This is a genomic window from Pyrinomonas methylaliphatogenes, assembly GCF_000820845.2.
Taxonomy (GTDB): domain Bacteria; phylum Acidobacteriota; class Blastocatellia; order Pyrinomonadales; family Pyrinomonadaceae; genus Pyrinomonas; species Pyrinomonas methylaliphatogenes.
This window is the reverse complement of sequence record NZ_CBXV010000008.1, coordinates 889,114-905,131: the sequence shown is the minus strand read 5'-3', so window position 1 is coordinate 905,131 and position 16,018 is coordinate 889,114. Positions and strand designations below refer to the sequence as shown.

The window sequence follows — 16,018 nt, the reverse complement described above, 5'->3', positions numbered from 1 at the left end:
GCGATATCGAGGAAACTTCCCGATTGTAATCAAAAGGGCGACGAGGCGACAATCGGACGCGGCTGAGATGGACTTTCGCTCGAACCGCCTTCGAGAGATAATCCGCTCGATGAAGGAGAGCTCATATGCGCGAAGCGAGAAGCCCGAACGGATCTCAGATTGAATCGTCATCTTTGACGCGCGAGATCATCTCCTATGACCCGGTTACTGGCGAAGAACTCGGGCGCGCGCCCGCCTCTTCCGCCGCCGAAGTCGAACGCGCCGTCGATCGGGCGCGCGCGGCGCAGCCGGATTGGGCAGCGCGCAGTTTCGCCGAGCGCGGGCGGGCGCTTTTGCGGGCGCGCGAGATCGTGCTGGAGCGACTTGACGAGATCGCCTCTTTGATCGCGCGCGAGTCGGGTAAACCTTTGGCTGAAGCGATCGCGATGGAGATCGTTCCGACGCTCGACCTGCTCCACTATTTCGCGCACCACGCGCAAAAACTGCTTCGTGACGAAAGGATCGCCATCGGCCATTACGCCCTTCTCGGGCGCTCTTCGCGCATCATCTACCGCCCGCTCGGCACGATCGGCATCATCTCGCCGTGGAACTTTCCATGGGCGATCCCGCTGGGCCAGACAGCGATGGCGCTCATCGCCGGCAACGCGGTGGTCCTTAAACCGAGCGAATTGGCGCCGTTGACGGCGCTCAAGATCGGCGAAGTCTTCGCCCAAGCCGGCCTACCGGAAAACGTCCTGCAAATCGTCACAGGCGATGGAGCGGCGGGAGCTGCGCTCGCCTCATCGAAGATCGACAAGGTCATCTTCACGGGGAGCGCCGCCACGGGTCGGCGCGTCGCCGCCGCGGCGGCGCAGAATCTGGTTCCGGTCGTTCTCGAACTCGGCGGCAAGGATCCGCTGCTCGTGCTCGATGACGCCGATTTGGATAAAGCGGCGGCAGCCGCCGTATGGGGCGCATTCGCCAACGCCGGGCAAGCTTGCGCATCCGTGGAGCGCTGCTACGTGCACGAACGCATCGCGCAAGATTTCCTGCGCCGCGTCGTCGCAGAGACGAGTCGACTGCGCATCGGCGAAGACGTTGGCGCCATGGCGAGCGAACGGCAGATCAGAACGGTCGAAGAACACGTGCGCGATGCGCTGCGGCGCGGGGCGCGGCTTCTCATCGGCGGAGAAAGGATCGGGCGGGGCGCGGGCCTCTTCTACGCGCCGACGATCCTAACCGGAGTGGACCATTCCATGCGCATCATGCGCGAAGAGACTTTCGGCCCAGTGCTTCCGGTGATGACTTTCCGGGATGAAGGGGAAGCGATCCGCTTAGCCAACGATTGCGCGTATGGGTTGACGGCGAGCATCTGGACCAGAGATCTGCGGCGCGGACGGCGGTTGGCAGAGCAGGTCATCGCCGGCACGGTGATGGTCAACGAAGTGCTCTACACCCACGCCATCGCCCAAGCGCCGTGGGGAGGCGTGCGGCAGAGCGGATGGGGGCGGACGCACGGTCGCTTGGGGCTTCTCGAGTTCGTCGCCCCGCTGCACGTTCATACGAACCGCGCGATCTGGTGGCGCGATCCGTGGTGGTTTCGCTACACGCCGCAAGCGCAACGGCTCTTTCGCACGCTCGCGCGCCGTTTCACGGACGGCTCACGGTGGAGCCTGATGCGAGCCGTTCCAGACCTCGTACGTCGTCTGCGCGAAGCGAATCGAAGCTCGGATTGAAAGCTCACCTCAGGAGCCGAAACTTGCTTGTCTTCACTCCGATGTGAGATTATTCTTGATTTAAGCGAAGCGCGTCACGAGCGCCGTGCCATCTGGAGGACGAAGAGAGTGATCAAGGAACTGGAGCGATTGGTCGCACTGCAGCATCTGGATTCAGAAATACGCCACTTGAAAGCAGACTTGGAAGCAATCCCGCAAAGGCGCGCTGAGATCGAAAGAGAGTTCGAACAGCGCGCCTTTGAGTTTCGCACGATCGAGAATCGCCGCGATGAGGCCAACAAGCTGCGAGGGCAGCTCGAAAAGGAGTTGGCCGCAACGCGCGCGCGCGCCGAAAGGGCCGAGCGCAATTTGATGGCTTCGAAGAACGAGAAGGATTACACGGCGGCGATCCGCGAGATAGATGCCGCGCGCAAACAGATCTCGCAACTGGAGACGCAGATCCTCGAGCAGATGGAGGCCATCGAACAGGCGGAGAGCGAAATCAAGGAACGCGAGCCGGAGATCGCACGTCTGCGCGCCGAACTCGAGGAGAAGTTGCATAGTTTCGAGGAACAAACGCGCCAGCAAGCCGCACGGCTCGAAGCGCGACAACGCGAGCGCGGCGAGCTCGCCGCTTCGTTGCCGCGCAACGTCATCGCGTTATATGAGCGCATCAGCGCGCGTGTGCGCGATGGGCTTGCGGTGGTCGAAGCGCGCGACGGATCTTGCACCGCCTGTTTCATGACGCTGCGCCCGCAAGTGATGGCGGAAGTGCGGCGTGGCGACGAGATCATTCTGTGTGACAATTGCAGCCGCATCCTCTACTACGCGCCGGAGAACGCTCAAAAGAGCGAGTCGAAAGTGGCCTCTTGATTTGGATCGCCGAACCGCTCATCGCAAGCTATCTATCGCGCGAAGAGACGCCACCGGACGATCATCGCCAGCAGAGGAGAGCGGCGCGCTCTCCACAGCCGCCTGCCGCGTTGCTCCGCATGGGCGGCCATTCGCCTTCAAGGCTTCGAACGACGACTTGCGACGAAGATCTCCATCGACAAAGCGCGGGGCGATCAGTCATCCATCAAACTTCGATAACTTGGATGCCAGTCGCGGTTTCGAAGAAGCGAAAACAGGCGATCAGTCATCCATCAAACTTCGCTCACCGCTCGCCGCGCGCCGTCTTAATCGCCCTCGGCATTCGTCGCCGCCGTGCCGAGCGTTGTAAAATCGGGATATCCTCTTCGTGCGTGGGGAGAAGGTATATGGCCAAGAAGGGTTCCGTGCTTGTCGTTGACGATGAGGAGGTCATGCGCGATGTGCTCGAGACGCTCCTTTCAGCCGAAGGATACCGCGTCGATCTGGCCAAGACCGGCGAGGAGGGCGTCGAAGCTTACGCGCATCGCCCTTATGATGTCGTCCTGCTCGACGTTTCGATGCCCGGAATGGGAGGGTTGCGCGCGCTTGAAGAGATCCTCAAGCTCGATGCCGATGCCGTCGTCGTAATGATCACAGCCTATGCGACCTTCGACACGGCGATCGCGGCTTGGGAACGGGGCGCGTTCGGTTGCATCCGCAAACCTTTTCAAAACGAGCAGATCACGCAAACGGTCGCCGCAGGCGTCCGGCGCCGGCGCAAAGAGGAAGAGCGACAAGCGCTACGGCGCGCGATGAGCCGCGAGGTCGATCGCGGCGCGATCATCGGTCGCTCTGAAGCCATGCAAGCGATCTTTCGCTTGGTGGACCAAGTCGCCCCGGCCCGCTCGACCGTCCTGATCATGGGCGAATCCGGCACCGGCAAAGAACTGATCGCCAAGGCCATCCATGAACAGAGTCCGCGCGCGTCGAAACCTTTCGTCATCGTCAATTCGCTCAACATCCCATCGGAGCTGCTCGAATCCGAACTCTTCGGCCACACGAAAGGCGCCTTCACCGGCGCGATCACAGCGAAGAAAGGGCTTTTCGAGGTCGCGGACGGCGGGACCATCTTTCTTGACGAGATCGGCGATCTACCGTTCGAAACGCAAGCGAAACTGCTGCGCGTCATCCAAGAGCGCGAGTTTACGCCGCTCGGCGATACGACTCCGCGGCGCGTCGACGTGCGCATCATCGCCGCCACCAACATAGATCTGCGCGAGGCCGTCCGGCAGGGCCACTTTCGCGAAGATCTTTACTATCGGCTCGCCGTCGTCCCGATCGAACTTCCCCCCTTGCGCGACCGCCGCGAAGATATCTTGCCGTTGGCCCAACATTTCATCCGCAAGTTTAACGCCGAAAATGGTCGCCACGTCTCGGACCAACTATCGCCTGAAGTCCTCGCGTTATTGGAGAACTACTCGTGGCCCGGCAACGTTCGCGAGCTAGAGAACGTCATCGAACGCGCCGTCGTCATCGCTCCCGGACAAGAGCTTACGGTCGAATGCCTGCCGCAGGAGATACGCGATCCACAGCGGGCTCTTCAGCGCGCGCCGATATCCAATGCGGCGGCGGCACTTGATGTCGGACGCGGGATAAACTTCTACGATGAGGTGCGGCGTTTCGAAATGGATTTGATACGCCGTGCGCTCGAACAAACGGGCGGGCATCAATCGCGCGCGGCGCGCCTTTTGGGCATGAACGCGACGACGCTCAATTCGAAGATCAAAGCGTATAATCTGCAGTATCGCCCTTGACATTGAACAGATGACCGGGGCATCCCGCCGATGCTCATCTTTTGCTGCCAACGTTCACAGCAATTCGCGTTGAGCGATGGCTGACGATGCTCCTAAGGACTCGACATGGACCAACGCATATTGGGGATACATCACGTTACGGCCATCGCCAATAACGCTCAACGCAATCTGGATTTCTATACAGGCGTGCTCGGTCTCCGTTTGGTCAAATTGACGGTCAACTTCGACGATCCGACTTCGTACCATCTCTACTACGGCGATGAGAATGGCAGCCCAGGTACGCTGCTCACTTTTTTCGTCTGGCCGGATGTGCCGCGCGGTCGTCGCGGCACGGGCCAAGCGATAACGGTCTCATTCGCCGTGCCGGAGTCTTCTACCGGATACTGGATCGAGCGTTTCACCGCGCACAACGTCGAGTTCACCCGTCCCATGCGTCGGTTCGATGATCAGGTTATCCCCTTCCGCGATCCAGATGGGTTGATGCTCGAATTGGTGGCGCGCCCCGTCTCGGATCTTTCGGCTCGCGCGCAAAAGAGCGCGTGGACCGCTCCCGTGCCGTTCGCGCACGCCATTCGCGGCCTCGATGGCGTCACGCTCTGCGTCGAATCGCTCACGCAAACGGAGAGTTTGCTGGTCGAAACGATGAATTTCAATCCCGTGCGGAGGGAAGAAGGCATCGTTCGTTATGAGATCGGATTGAAGGGATTCGGAACGACGATCGACGTGCGCTGCGCGCCGGAGATTGGGCGTGGGTTAGTCGCCGCCGGCTCGATCCACCATGTCGCGTGGCGCACGTCGGATGAAATCACGCAGCGCGAATGGCGACAAGAGATCGCGCGTCGGGGATTGAACGTCACTCCGGTGATGAATCGCGTTTACTTTCGTTCGATCTACTTTCGCGAACCCGGGGGCGTCCTCTTTGAAATCGCTACCGATGGCCCGGGGTTCACCGTCGATGAGCCGCTCGAACGCTTGGGGAGTGAGCTGCGATTGCCGCCCTGGTTGGAGAGCGCGCGAGATGAACTAGAACGTGCCCTTCCGCCGCTTCGCCTGCCGAATGTTTGATCCATATGGCATCGCGAAAGCTTTCGGAGTCAGATGCCCAAGCGATGCGAACTCCGGTAGAGGGGAGCCGCGACAAACTTTGCGACCATCGCCGTTTCGATCAAGAGCAAGCGGTGGATCGACCGCCCCCACACACGATGCGGATTTATTCCAAACGAGCCTTGAGCAAACGATGAATCCTTTCAGCGCCGAAACGTTCGCCGCCGCTCTCGCCATCATTGGCGTCGTCATCATCGTCTCCGCACTGCTTTCGGGGCTGATCGAGCGTAGCGGATTGCCGCAAGTCGCCGTCTTCCTCGCGCTCGGCGCAGCCCTCGGCCCCGCGGGGCTAGGGCTGCTCGACCTTTCGCTCGACTCGGCGGCGCTGCGCGTCGTCGCCACCCTAAGCCTTGCGCTTGTGCTCTTTACCGATGCCGTCACGCTCAACATCGCTGAAGTCAAAGGCCGCGGCGCACTGGCCTTTCGCCTGCTTGGCCCAGGAACGCTTCTAACGGCAGCGCTCACGACATTGGCCGCGTGGCGGTTATTGGATTTACCGCCAGCGGCGGCGGCGATCCTCGGCGCAGCGCTCGCTTCCACCGATCCGGTGTTGCTTCGCGGGCTGCTGCGGCGGCGCGACATCCAGGCTGATGCGCGCCACGCGCTACAGATGGAAAGCGGGTTGAACGATGCCGTGCTCTTGCCGATCGTCATCGTCGCCATAGCCCTTTTGGATCCAAATGAACCTCTCAGCGGTCGAAAGCTGGCGAAGTTAGGATTGGAACTGCTCATCCTCGGTCCCGGAGCAGGCATTCTCATCGGGCTGCTGGGGGTCGCAGCGCTCGATCTGATCAGGAAGAGGATCGGGGTGCGTCGCGACTACGAATCGCTCTATTCGCTCGGAGTGGCGTTTGCCGCCTTCGCTGCCGCCGAAGCCGTGCACGGCAGCGGTTTCCTCGCCGCCTTCACTGCCGGAGCGACGATCGCTGCGCTCGACTTAGAACTGTGCGACTGCTTCGTCGAATATGGCGAAGTGACGGCTGAAATGCTGCTCCTTTTCACCTTCGTCCTGTTAGGAGGCTCGCTCATCTGGAGCGGCTTTGCGGCGCTCGATGGCCCCACATTGCTGTTTACGTTCATCGCGCTCCTTTTGCGCCCGCCCATCTACTTGCTTTCGCTTCTCGGCTCAAATGTCGATACGCGCGGGCGACTGTTGATCGCTTGGTTCGGGCCGCGAGGCTTGAGTTCGCTGCTGTTGATCTTGCTGCCCGTCTTCGCCGGTTTGCCGGGAAGCGATCGGTTGTTTGCCCTGTGTTCGCTCGTGGTGCTGATCTCGGTCGTGCTGCACGGCAGCTCGCCCATGTTGCTCGCCCGCATCGCGCGAAGGCGAGCGATGAAAGAGCGTGGCGAATCGGGTGCTTCCGATCGCGCGCTCGATCAAAGCTTCGAGCCGCCGGGAGCTCGATCAATGCAGAACGCCCAACGCAGCGATTCGAAGGGCGCGGCGCTTCCGTTAATCCAGCCCCCTGCAGCGGACGATCGAACTTCGAGGATTACGCTCGACGAGTTGCGTCGCTTACAAGAATCGGGGGCGCCGATCGTTTTACTCGATGTGCGCGCCGAACGTAATCTCGACGGGCGGCAAGCTAAAGGAGCGGTGCGCCTGCCGCCCGATCGTGCGGTCGAGCGAGCTCAAGAACTCGGCCTCACCCGAGACGCATGGCTCATCGCCTATTGCGCTTGAAGGGACGAAGCGACAAGCGCCCGTGTGGCGCAAGAACTCAAGAAAGCTGGATGGGAGATGGCGCGTGCGCTAGTAGGCGGTTGGGCGGCGTGGCAAGACGCAGGCTTGCCGATAGAGCCTTTCACTGACACACGTGTATGATCTTTTCAAGCTAGACCTAAGCAAGAGCATGCGCCACTGCTCCCTTTCATTGACACACGTGTATGATCTTTTCGCGCGAAGCGAGCACGCAGCTTGACCGGTTGGCCGCCTTTCATTGACACACGTGTATGATCTTTTCGCGTCCGTCGAACTGAAACGGATTCTCTCCCCTCAGCGCTTCCCCCCACACTCAGATGGGGCTTTTCGCTCAAGACCAGCCGCTTGCCGACAAACGACTCGCCTCGCTCGAGGCGAAGCATATTTTGGCGTTTTGCCATACGATTTTTCACCTATGTCCTATCACGACTAAAGCTCGAGGCGAAGCATATTTTGGCGTTTTGCTCTTACGCCAGCAGCGACGGGCGCAACCTCACTGATCCGTTTCACGGAAGTCCGCGATCGTTTCAGCAAATGCAGCGTTTCGGGGCGCGCCGATAACTAGAAGCGATCATCAGCGGCGTTCGAACACTCAGCTCGCTCACCTGCCATTTCGTTCAGCGCGATCGGCAGTTGAGGCAACATCGCTAGCCTGCGGTTTGCCGAGTCGCTTCAGTTCGTCTTCAGAAGCAGGGGGGAACATCTGCAGCAGACCCCCTCGCCCGACCAGCTTCTCGATATCGTCCAATTCTGAGGGCAAGAAATCGGTGAAATTCTCCACGCCCGTCTCCGTCACCACGACGACATCTTCATACCGGAGATAGAGATTCTCTTCGGGCACTCGCAGTTGAGGATCGATGGAGAAGACCTGCCCGGGTTTGAGAACGTCACGTGTGTAAGCCCCCACATCATGAACGGCCATTCCGACTGGGTGAGAGAAGACGCCTCCGCCCGTCTCTACCAACCGACGGGCGGCCTGCTCATAAATCGGTTTGGAGAACTTCGTTCGGCGAAAGACCTCTTCCATCGCGGCCTTCGCCTCGTCCATGATGGTTTGTACGGTCACGCCGGGACGAATGCGGGCGAGGATGGCCTTGCGATATTCCAGCACGAACTGAAGCAGCTCACGCTGCCAGGGACTGAACTTACCGTTGACCGGCCACATCCGAGCGATGTCGCTGGTGTAATAACCATAGTCGGGGGCATAGTCCATCAACACGAGATCGCCGTCTTTCAATCGATCTAGGTTACGATAATAGTGAATGTTCCAGATATTGGCGGTGCCGGAGGCGACGATTGAACGATAACCCTCCAGCCGTGCTCCATTGACGAGATACACGTACCGCGCCACGGCATCGAGTTGATATTCGTAAATGCCGGGCCGCGTCGCCTTCATCGCTTCGATGATGCCGAGTCCAGCCAACTGAGAGGCTCGGCGGATGAGCGCGATCTCGCGTGGGCTCTTCACACTGCGCAACTCATCAAGGATAGGCGAAAGATCTCGAACCTCTATCTGAGGAAGGCGCGTGCGCAGAAGCCCGACGAAGTGCGCTTCCCGTGAGGGGCGTCCATCCCAATAATCGAGCGCGATGCTGGCATTGGCCGCCAGAAGCTCGCCACGACTCTGCGCGGCACCTTCTGCCGGAGCGAACGGCGTGTAGATCACCGGAGTTGGCCGCCCTAAAAATTGCCGCAGCCAATCGACCGTCAGCATCTGTGTGCTCAACGTTTCATCAACGCCGGTAAGCCTCTTCGCCAATTCAGCATCTTCGGCTGAGAGGACCCGCCCCTCAGCGCTTTCCAGTCGAGGATTCCGAGGTGGAAGAAACAGTATCGCCCGACGCGTTCGTCCATCAAGAATGATGTAAGAATGTGGCGTCTCAATACCGCAGAGATAGTAGAACTCATTCGTCTGACGGGGATAGATAAAACCGCCCACTTGCGGCGCCCCCTGGACGATGGCGATGGCTCCCGGGCCGATCTTGTCGAAGATCTTGTTCCATCGAGCCCTAAACTCCTCCGGGGGAAAATGGGGTTGATAATAGGGCTGGCTCTGGCCGCGGCCAATCGTCGGCGCTAGAAACATCAACGCCATCAGCAAAACGACACGCCCCCGATGCGCTTTCATCACAACGCCTCCTTTCCTCGGAGATCGTGGAACGCAACGTCGAGAATTAGCGATATCCTTCTTTCCCGCAACGCCGCGATTAGGCGCTTGCAGTCGGAACTCGTAGAACGAGCGTCGAGAAGCAGTCATGACTGCAAGCTACAATCGCTTCAAACTCCTCTCTCGATTTGACTTCTTATCGCTTCACACGTAGTGGACCGTCCGAAGAGATGGCCTCTAGAACCAGCTCTCTATTTGACCTTTTATCGCTTCACAGTCCTCATCATCTGAGTCACCGCCCGCGCTCGGCATCCGAAGTCGCCACCGCCGAGGCGGTGTGTTCCCGCCGTAGTTATATCGGGATGCGCCGAGAACGACAAAATCGAGCGCCAGCGGCTCTGTCTGATTCCCGCCGTAGTTATATCGGGATGCGCCCCTTGATCCCCAAAGTGCACGACGATTATCCCACAAGCCCTCTGCGGCCTTCTTCTCCCATCCGGCGCGATCGCCCTCGGTTCGGGCATCCAGCGCCAGGCTTAGCCTCTCACAATATGAAGTTTAGGCCTTTGTTGATCGATTTATAGCGAAAAAGTCTGCTCAACTCTCACAATATGAATTTAGGCTCTGATCGGGTTCGGCATCTTTAGCGACACGCGCGCCTTACCCACAATACGGAGTTTGGACAGCCGACTCCCACCTCGTCTTGCACGTTCCTATGCTCCTTTGAACAGTTTTAGGCGATCAAGAGTCCGGTGGAGAATCGAAACGCTGGCATGGGCATCAAGCGCATCAAGGATAGACGACGTTTTAGGCGATCAAAAGTCTAGTGGAGAATCGAAACAGATCGGTCCGCGCTTTTCGCCGCCTGAAGAGAGATCCTGACCCGTGAAGTGACTTCTCACGCTATCGCCCACCGACGAACTCCACTCCCAAACAAGCCCCGGCTTGTGATGCGGCAAAGCGACTCTCCTTACCGCCAATGGGGGAAAGATCCCTCCGATCGATGTGTGAGCCAACGCGATCGCGCACGGTCGCGCCCCAGAGGAGGGGAATAGAGACTTTCCGATCGAATCGATGCTAAGGGAGCGCTGGGATACTAAAAAATTATTGGTGCCGGAGGTCGGACTCGAACCGACATGGGGAGTGAACCCCGCCAGATTTTGAGTCTGGTGCGTATACCAATTTCGCCACTCCGGCAACCCTTGGCTCAAATCATAAGAGGAAGGAAGGTGGCAGTCAACTCTCGACGCACGACCACCTTCTTTGACCTTTATGCCAGAGATGCGGCGGCTAGAAAGTTCGGGCGCCCAACATGTCCGAAGATCAAGATTCGCCCTTACGCAAAGAGCGGCTCGCGTTGCTGAACGACATGAGTCCCACGAGTCACAAGGGGAGCGACCGTTTCCGGTCAAACTAATAAATAAAGAAGATCTAAAAGATTTGGCGTTGCCGCAGCGCGCCTCCGCTCGAACTAATGAAGACTTGTCCTTTCCGCGCGTCGCGCGAAGGTCGAGCACACCCGACTCTTGCGGATGAGGCGCATCACCCTCCTCGTGTGGGATTCGATCTTCGAGATCTTCAAGCCTTCATAGAAAGGCTTTTAAAACTACCCGAGAGAAGGCCGCTAGATCGCGTCCATCAGAACGGTCCGGGTCGTTCCTGCCTGCGGGACCGAAACCACCAAACGCAAGCTCGCGCTCAGCCTTCGCGCTTTGAACCCTAACCCATTAAATGGTCGCATTTTTACACCGCCTTGTGATGGAACCTTCATATTGCTACAATATGTTCCGCCTCACGGTTCTCCCACCGCGCCAAACTCTTGCCCCGATATGCCCCGTTGGCGCTTGGGAATATTTTAAGGGAAAGTCATCTTTCAAGATGATTCAGGGGAGCGGATCAAAAAGGCGCATTCTCATCGCCGATGACGAACTCGAGGTCGGCAGCGTGCTTTTTGATCTCTTGAGCGGCAACTACGAATGCGAGACGGTCAACTCCGCCGAGCAAGCGCTGGAGCGGTTGCTCGTTTGCAACTATGACCTGGTGATCAGCGACATCATGATGAAAGGCATGAGCGGGCTCGAGCTGGTCCCGCGCGTGCTCGCGCTCGCTCCGGACACGGTCGTCATCCTCATCAGCGGCATGCAAACGATCGAGAGCGCGATCGAAGCGTTGCGCGTCGGCGCGTTCGATTACATCATGAAGCCATTCGATCTGCGCCACGTCGAAGCGGCTGTTGAGCGCGCCCTCGAACACCGCGATCTGATCGTCGCCAAACGCCACTACGAGAACTTTCTCGAAAAGCTCGTCGAGGAACGGACGGCGCAACTCGATCGCGCGCTTGTTTCGCTTGAAGAGTCATATCGCGCCACTTTGCGCGCGCTCGTGATGGCGCTCGAGATGCGCGATTCCGAAACGCGCGGCCATTCGGAGCGCGTCGTCAACTTCAGCCTCAGGCTGGGCCGCGAACTCGGACTCTCTGAAGAGGAGATGCGCGCGCTGGAGTTCGGCGCGCTGCTCCACGACATAGGCAAGATCGGCATTCCCGACGCCATCCTACGCAAACCCGGGCAGCTCACGGAAGAGGAGTGGCAGCGCATGCGCGAGCATCCGCGTCTCGGTCAACAGATGTTAAGCGGCATAAAGTTTTTGGAAGGGGCGGCATGTGTCGTCGGCCAGCATCATGAAAGATGGGACGGATCCGGCTATCCGCTGGGACTGCGCGGCGAAGAGATAGACATCAAAGCGCGCATCTTCGCCGTCGCCGACGCGCTCGATGCGATGATGAGCGACCGCATCTATCGAAAAGGTCGCTCCTATGAATGGGCCGCTTCTGAACTATGCCGCCACTCGGGCACTCAGTTCGATCCCAAAGTCATCCAAGCCTTCCTTCGCATCCCTCGCGAAGATTGGGAAGAGTTACACAAGCGCTCGATGAGGGATTTCGATTGGGAACAGAACTTCAACGAACGATCGCCACACGACCCATCTTACGTCTGAAATCGCTGCTGGACCGACCGCGCGTCGCCAACGCCGCTACGCCCGCCCCCCGACGATAATGTGACTATCGGCGCTCGCCAGCCCGCCTATCCCGCGCCTTTACGGGCTTGGGCCTGCACGGCTGTGATAGCGATCGCATCGACGATATCTTCAGCCTTACAACCGCGCGATAGATCGTTCGCCGGGCGGTCCAGCCCTTGCAGGATCGGCCCGATGGCCGTCGCCCCTGCCAACCGTTCCGTCAACTTATAAGCGATGTTGCCAGCTTGAAGATCCGGGAAGATGAGGACATTAGCGCGTCCGGCGACGGGCGAGCCCGGAGCTTTCGATTGGGCCACTTGTGGGATGAGGGCGGCGTCAGCTTGCAGTTCGCCATCGACGAGCAACTCGGGCGCGCGCGCGCGCACGGTGCGTGTCGCTTCGACGACCTTGTCGATCAATCGATGCGAGGCGCTTCCTTTGGTCGAGAACGAGAGCATGGCGATGCGCGGCTCAACCCCGAGCAACGCGCGACACGACTCCGCCGAAGCGATGGCGATCTCGGCTAGCTCCGCCGCCGAAGGCTCGATCACCACTCCGCAATCGGCGTAGATGAGCGCCCCGTCTGCGCCGAACTCTTTTTTGGGCACCACCATCACGAAAAAGCTCGAGACGATCTTGAAACCGGCGCGCAGACCGATGCAATGAAGCGCCGCGCGGACCGTATGGGCCGTCGTATTCGTCGCTCCCGCGACCGATCCGTCGGCCCGCCCCGCACGCACCATCAGATCGCCGTAATAGAGCGGATCCTCGACCGCGCGTCGCGCCTCGTCGAACGTCACGCCTTTAGCGCGACGAAGTTCATAATAGAGCATCGCCATCTTCTCGAAGTCCGGCGCACGCCGATGATCGAAGATCTCCGCGCCGGTCAGATCCGCGTCCACTTCGCGCGCCTTCTCTCTGATGCGCTCCACATCACCCAACAGAGTCAAGCGCGCCAGCCTCTCGCGCAAGCACGTTGCCGCGGCGACGATCGTGCGCGGATCCTCACCTTCGGGCAGAACGATGTGCTGCGGATCGGCAGCCGCTCGTTGACGTATGCGTTTGAGAACATCAACCATCTTCGGAAAACCTGCGTCATCGAGTTGGAGAGCAAAGATGCTAAAACCGGTCCCAAGATCAACCGAGACCAGCTATGCCAAGGGCGATCAATAGCGCGCGTTTAAGCCCTTCCTCGCGCCCGTGCGGATCGTACCACTCATTGAGCGTGTGGACGTTCCCCGAAGTGCCGCCGACGCCGATCGTGATCGCTGGGATCCCCATCGAGATGGCGATATTGGCATCGGTCGAAGCGCGATCGAGAAATGGATCGACGCCGAACACGCGCGTCGCTTCACGCGCCAATCGAACGAGCGTCGATTCGGCTGGCGTCTCTCCTCCCGGTCGCTCGCCGATCAGCTCGATCTCGAATTCGATCGGCGGCGCGCTCGAAGCGCGCGCGCCATTTTCGGCGGCAGCCGCTTCTGCAACTGTGCGGTGGAAGAAATTCGTCAAACGCGCCAACTCTTCCGCCGACTCCGAGCGCAGATCGACATCCATCGTCGCTTCGCGCGCGATGACGTTCACGCCAGCTCCGCCTTCTATCCGCCCGACATTGAACGAAGTGCGCGGGCGCAGCGGCGTGGGATAGACGACCAAACGCGCGATGGCGCGCCCCAATGCGTGGATCGGATTGGCGATGCCGAAATCTCCCCACGAATGCCCGCCGGCTCCGATGAAACGCACACGGAAGCGTCGCGACCCTAAGGCGCCGTTAGTGATGCGCTCGAGTCCAGCACCATCTAAGCTGATGAACGAATCGATCCGGCCCGCCCATCTCCCCTTCAACAACAGATGGCGCACGCCGCGAAGGTTACCTTCCCCCTCTTCGCCGACCGTGCCGACGAAGAGGATCGAACCTTTCGTCTTGATCTCATAACGCCGAATGGCTTCAGCCAGTGCGATGAGCGCCGCCAAACCGCACCCATCATCGGCGATGCCCGGCGCGCGAAGGATGCGCCCTTCGCGGCGCACGGTGAAATCCGTGTTCGGAGGGAAGACCGTGTCGATGTGCGCGCTCAGGACGAGAAGGGGAAACAGGGACCGACCGCGAAGCAGCGCAATCACGTTCCCCTCTTCGTCGAGTTCCAATTCGTCAGGCTCGACCTGGGCCAATCGCCCGCGAAGATAGCGAGCGCGCCGCTCCTCACCGAAAGGGGGAGCCGGAATGGAGCAGATCTCCGCATGCAGATCGTCGATCTCTTCGGCCCGCTCCTCGAAAAAGGAGAAGGCGCGACGAACGCACCCGGCTTGTAACAGGGCCCGCACGATCTTCGCCGGAGCAAATGTGATTGAAGAGACCGCCATAACTTAGTCGCCCAGCCACCGAACCGCGATCCTTCAGTCGCGCTAGATGAGCTGCATGATCTCCTCTTCGGTCAACACGGAAGATGACTGCTTCGCGCGCGCGAAGATGCGCGCCACGCGCTCTTCGGTCGGTTCAATGCCCCGCGATTCCAACCAGAAGATGACGTTCGACCGCCCGCTCATCGGTCCGATCTCGATCACCTGTCGCAAACCGAAGAGTCCGGCGGGCACGCCCGAATAGACCGCATCGGCCAGTTCCGAATCGCCTTTCTTGTAGCTTTTGATCACCGCGGCGGCATGAACGCCCGTCGCAGTGCGGAAGGCGTCGCGCCCGAAGACGGGATAGTTTCGCGGAATGGTCCAGTTACAAGCTTCCGCCGCCGTTTCGCAATAATCGCGCAGACGCGAAAGATCGTTCTCGATCCAACCCATCAACTTGAAGTTGACGAGCAATTGATCCATCGGCGTATTGCCGACGCGCTCGCCGATGCCGAGCGCAGTGCCATGCACCTGATCGGCCCCGGCCTCGACGGCGGCGATCGAATTGATGACGCCCAATCCACGGTCCTGATGGCCATGCCAATCGAGCCTGACCGGTTCGCCCTGCTCCTCGATGATCCGACGCACGAAGCGGATGACGGCCCGCGCCCCATCGGGCGTCGCATGCCCGACCGTATCACAGACGCAAACGGCCCGCGCTCCGCATTGGATCGCCGTCGTATAGAGCGCGCGGATCGTTTCAGGTTGCGCGCGCGTCGTGTCTTCCGTGACGTACATGACCGGAAGCCCCTGTTTGACGGCGAAGGTGACGGCCTCTTCCGTGAGCTTGAGGAGCTTGTCGAGCGTCCAATCTTCAGCGTAGAAACGGATGGGCGATGAACCGATGAAGGTACAAGCTTCGATGGCGATCCCGGCTCGATTCGAGATCTCGACGATCGGGATGATGTCATCGAGATGGGTGCGCGCGGCGCAGTTCGGACGGATGCGCATCCTTTTATCGGCGATCTCGCGCGCCAGACGCTCCACTCCGGCAGCATGCATGCCGCCCGCGCCGGGCAACCCGATGTCCGCCGTGTCGATCCCCAGTTCGTCCATCAGGTGAAGAAGCTCCAGCTTCTTTTCGATGGACGGCTCGCGCACCGACGGCGACTGCAACCCATCGCGCAACGTTTCGTCATCGAAGCTGATGCGCCGATCCGGTTTCTTCATCGTCGGCTCGACTTGATTCCAATCGTAGATAAGCTCATGGACGGACATCTTCCCGAAGGCTCCTTTCCCTTTGCTTCGATTACAACAAGCGCCTAGACCCAAAGTCAAGCAAGCCACGCCGGAGCGGCTTTGACGCGCCGCGCGCTTCTGTTAT

General features: G+C 59.8%; 10 protein-coding genes and 1 tRNA gene. 6 read left to right on the top strand and 5 right to left on the bottom strand.

Annotation, left to right across the window (positions count from 1 at the left end; translation table 11 throughout):
* Positions 1-125: 125 nt before the first annotated feature.
* The 5 genes from PYK22_RS15105 to PYK22_RS15085 all read left to right on the top strand — a co-directional run bounded on the left by PYK22_RS15105 (position 126) and on the right by PYK22_RS15085 (position 7,148).
* The gene (locus PYK22_RS15105) at positions 126-1,715 is read left to right on the top strand and encodes an aldehyde dehydrogenase family protein (protein WP_060635747.1); all 1,590 of its coding nucleotides are present in this window, start codon (positions 126-128) and stop codon (positions 1,713-1,715) included.
* 108 nt (positions 1,716-1,823) lie between these two features.
* The gene (locus PYK22_RS15100; RefSeq protein ID WP_041978531.1) at positions 1,824-2,567 is read left to right on the top strand and encodes a zinc ribbon domain-containing protein; all 744 of its coding nucleotides are present in this window, start codon (positions 1,824-1,826) and stop codon (positions 2,565-2,567) included.
* Positions 2,568-2,953: 386 nt separating this feature from the next.
* Positions 2,954-4,360: a sigma-54-dependent transcriptional regulator gene (locus PYK22_RS15095; RefSeq protein ID WP_041979282.1), complete on the top strand. Its 1,407-nt coding sequence runs from the start codon at positions 2,954-2,956 to the stop codon at positions 4,358-4,360.
* A gap of 105 nt (positions 4,361-4,465) precedes the next feature.
* Positions 4,466-5,425, top strand: a complete 960-nt coding sequence (locus PYK22_RS15090) for a ring-cleaving dioxygenase (RefSeq protein ID WP_041978528.1) — start codon at positions 4,466-4,468, stop codon at positions 5,423-5,425.
* 172 nt (positions 5,426-5,597) lie between these two features.
* Positions 5,598-7,148 (top strand): cation:proton antiporter domain-containing protein, encoded by a 1,551-nt coding sequence (locus PYK22_RS15085; protein ID WP_041978526.1) that lies wholly within the window; start codon positions 5,598-5,600, stop codon positions 7,146-7,148.
* A gap of 619 nt (positions 7,149-7,767) precedes the next feature.
* Here PYK22_RS15085 and PYK22_RS15080 read toward each other — a convergent pair.
* Together PYK22_RS15080 and PYK22_RS15075 are read right to left on the bottom strand one after the other, a co-directional pair.
* Complete coding sequence (locus tag PYK22_RS15080) at positions 7,768-9,294, bottom strand: aminopeptidase P N-terminal domain-containing protein (RefSeq protein ID WP_060635745.1); 1,527 nt, start codon at positions 9,292-9,294, stop codon at positions 7,768-7,770.
* Between the two features lie 1,087 nt (positions 9,295-10,381).
* Positions 10,382-10,470 (bottom strand) — tRNA-Leu (locus tag PYK22_RS15075).
* A gap of 681 nt (positions 10,471-11,151) precedes the next feature.
* Here PYK22_RS15075 and PYK22_RS15070 point away from each other — a divergent pair.
* Entirely contained in the window at positions 11,152-12,270 is a 1,119-nt protein-coding gene (locus PYK22_RS15070) for an HD domain-containing phosphohydrolase (RefSeq protein ID WP_041978523.1), read from the top strand.
* A gap of 86 nt (positions 12,271-12,356) precedes the next feature.
* On the opposite strand, the gene pta is transcribed toward PYK22_RS15070, so the two are convergent.
* From pta to PYK22_RS15055, 3 genes are read right to left on the bottom strand one after another with little or no spacing between them, the layout of a single operon-like run.
* On the bottom strand, positions 12,357-13,370 hold the full coding sequence (pta, locus tag PYK22_RS15065) for a phosphate acetyltransferase (RefSeq protein WP_041978521.1): 1,014 nt from the start codon (positions 13,368-13,370) through the stop codon (positions 12,357-12,359).
* Positions 13,371-13,428: 58 nt separating this feature from the next.
* Complete coding sequence (locus PYK22_RS15060) at positions 13,429-14,655, bottom strand: M20/M25/M40 family metallo-hydrolase (protein WP_041978519.1); 1,227 nt, start codon at positions 14,653-14,655, stop codon at positions 13,429-13,431.
* Between the two features lie 42 nt (positions 14,656-14,697).
* Entirely contained in the window at positions 14,698-15,912 is a 1,215-nt protein-coding gene (locus PYK22_RS15055) for a LeuA family protein (protein ID WP_083437899.1), read from the bottom strand.
* Positions 15,913-16,018: the final 106 nt, after the last annotated feature.

What these genes read in the sequence shown, in the direction of transcription:
- PYK22_RS15090 (WP_041978528.1), top strand. Translation starts at nt 4,466, where the DNA reads ATGGACCAACGCATATTGGGGATACATCACGTTACGGCCATCGCCAAT.
- PYK22_RS15080 (WP_060635745.1), bottom strand. Translation starts at nt 9,294, where the DNA reads ATGAAAGCGCATCGGGGGCGTGTCGTTTTGCTGATGGCGTTGATGTTT.
- PYK22_RS15105 (WP_060635747.1), top strand. Translation starts at nt 126, where the DNA reads ATGCGCGAAGCGAGAAGCCCGAACGGATCTCAGATTGAATCGTCATCT.
- PYK22_RS15070 (WP_041978523.1), top strand. Translation starts at nt 11,152, where the DNA reads ATGATTCAGGGGAGCGGATCAAAAAGGCGCATTCTCATCGCCGATGAC.
- PYK22_RS15085 (WP_041978526.1), top strand. Translation starts at nt 5,598, where the DNA reads ATGAATCCTTTCAGCGCCGAAACGTTCGCCGCCGCTCTCGCCATCATT.
- PYK22_RS15055 (WP_083437899.1), bottom strand. Translation starts at nt 15,912, where the DNA reads ATGTCCGTCCATGAGCTTATCTACGATTGGAATCAAGTCGAGCCGACG.
- PYK22_RS15060 (WP_041978519.1), bottom strand. Translation starts at nt 14,655, where the DNA reads ATGGCGGTCTCTTCAATCACATTTGCTCCGGCGAAGATCGTGCGGGCC.
- PYK22_RS15095 (WP_041979282.1), top strand. Translation starts at nt 2,954, where the DNA reads ATGGCCAAGAAGGGTTCCGTGCTTGTCGTTGACGATGAGGAGGTCATG.
- pta (WP_041978521.1), bottom strand. Translation starts at nt 13,370, where the DNA reads ATGGTTGATGTTCTCAAACGCATACGTCAACGAGCGGCTGCCGATCCG.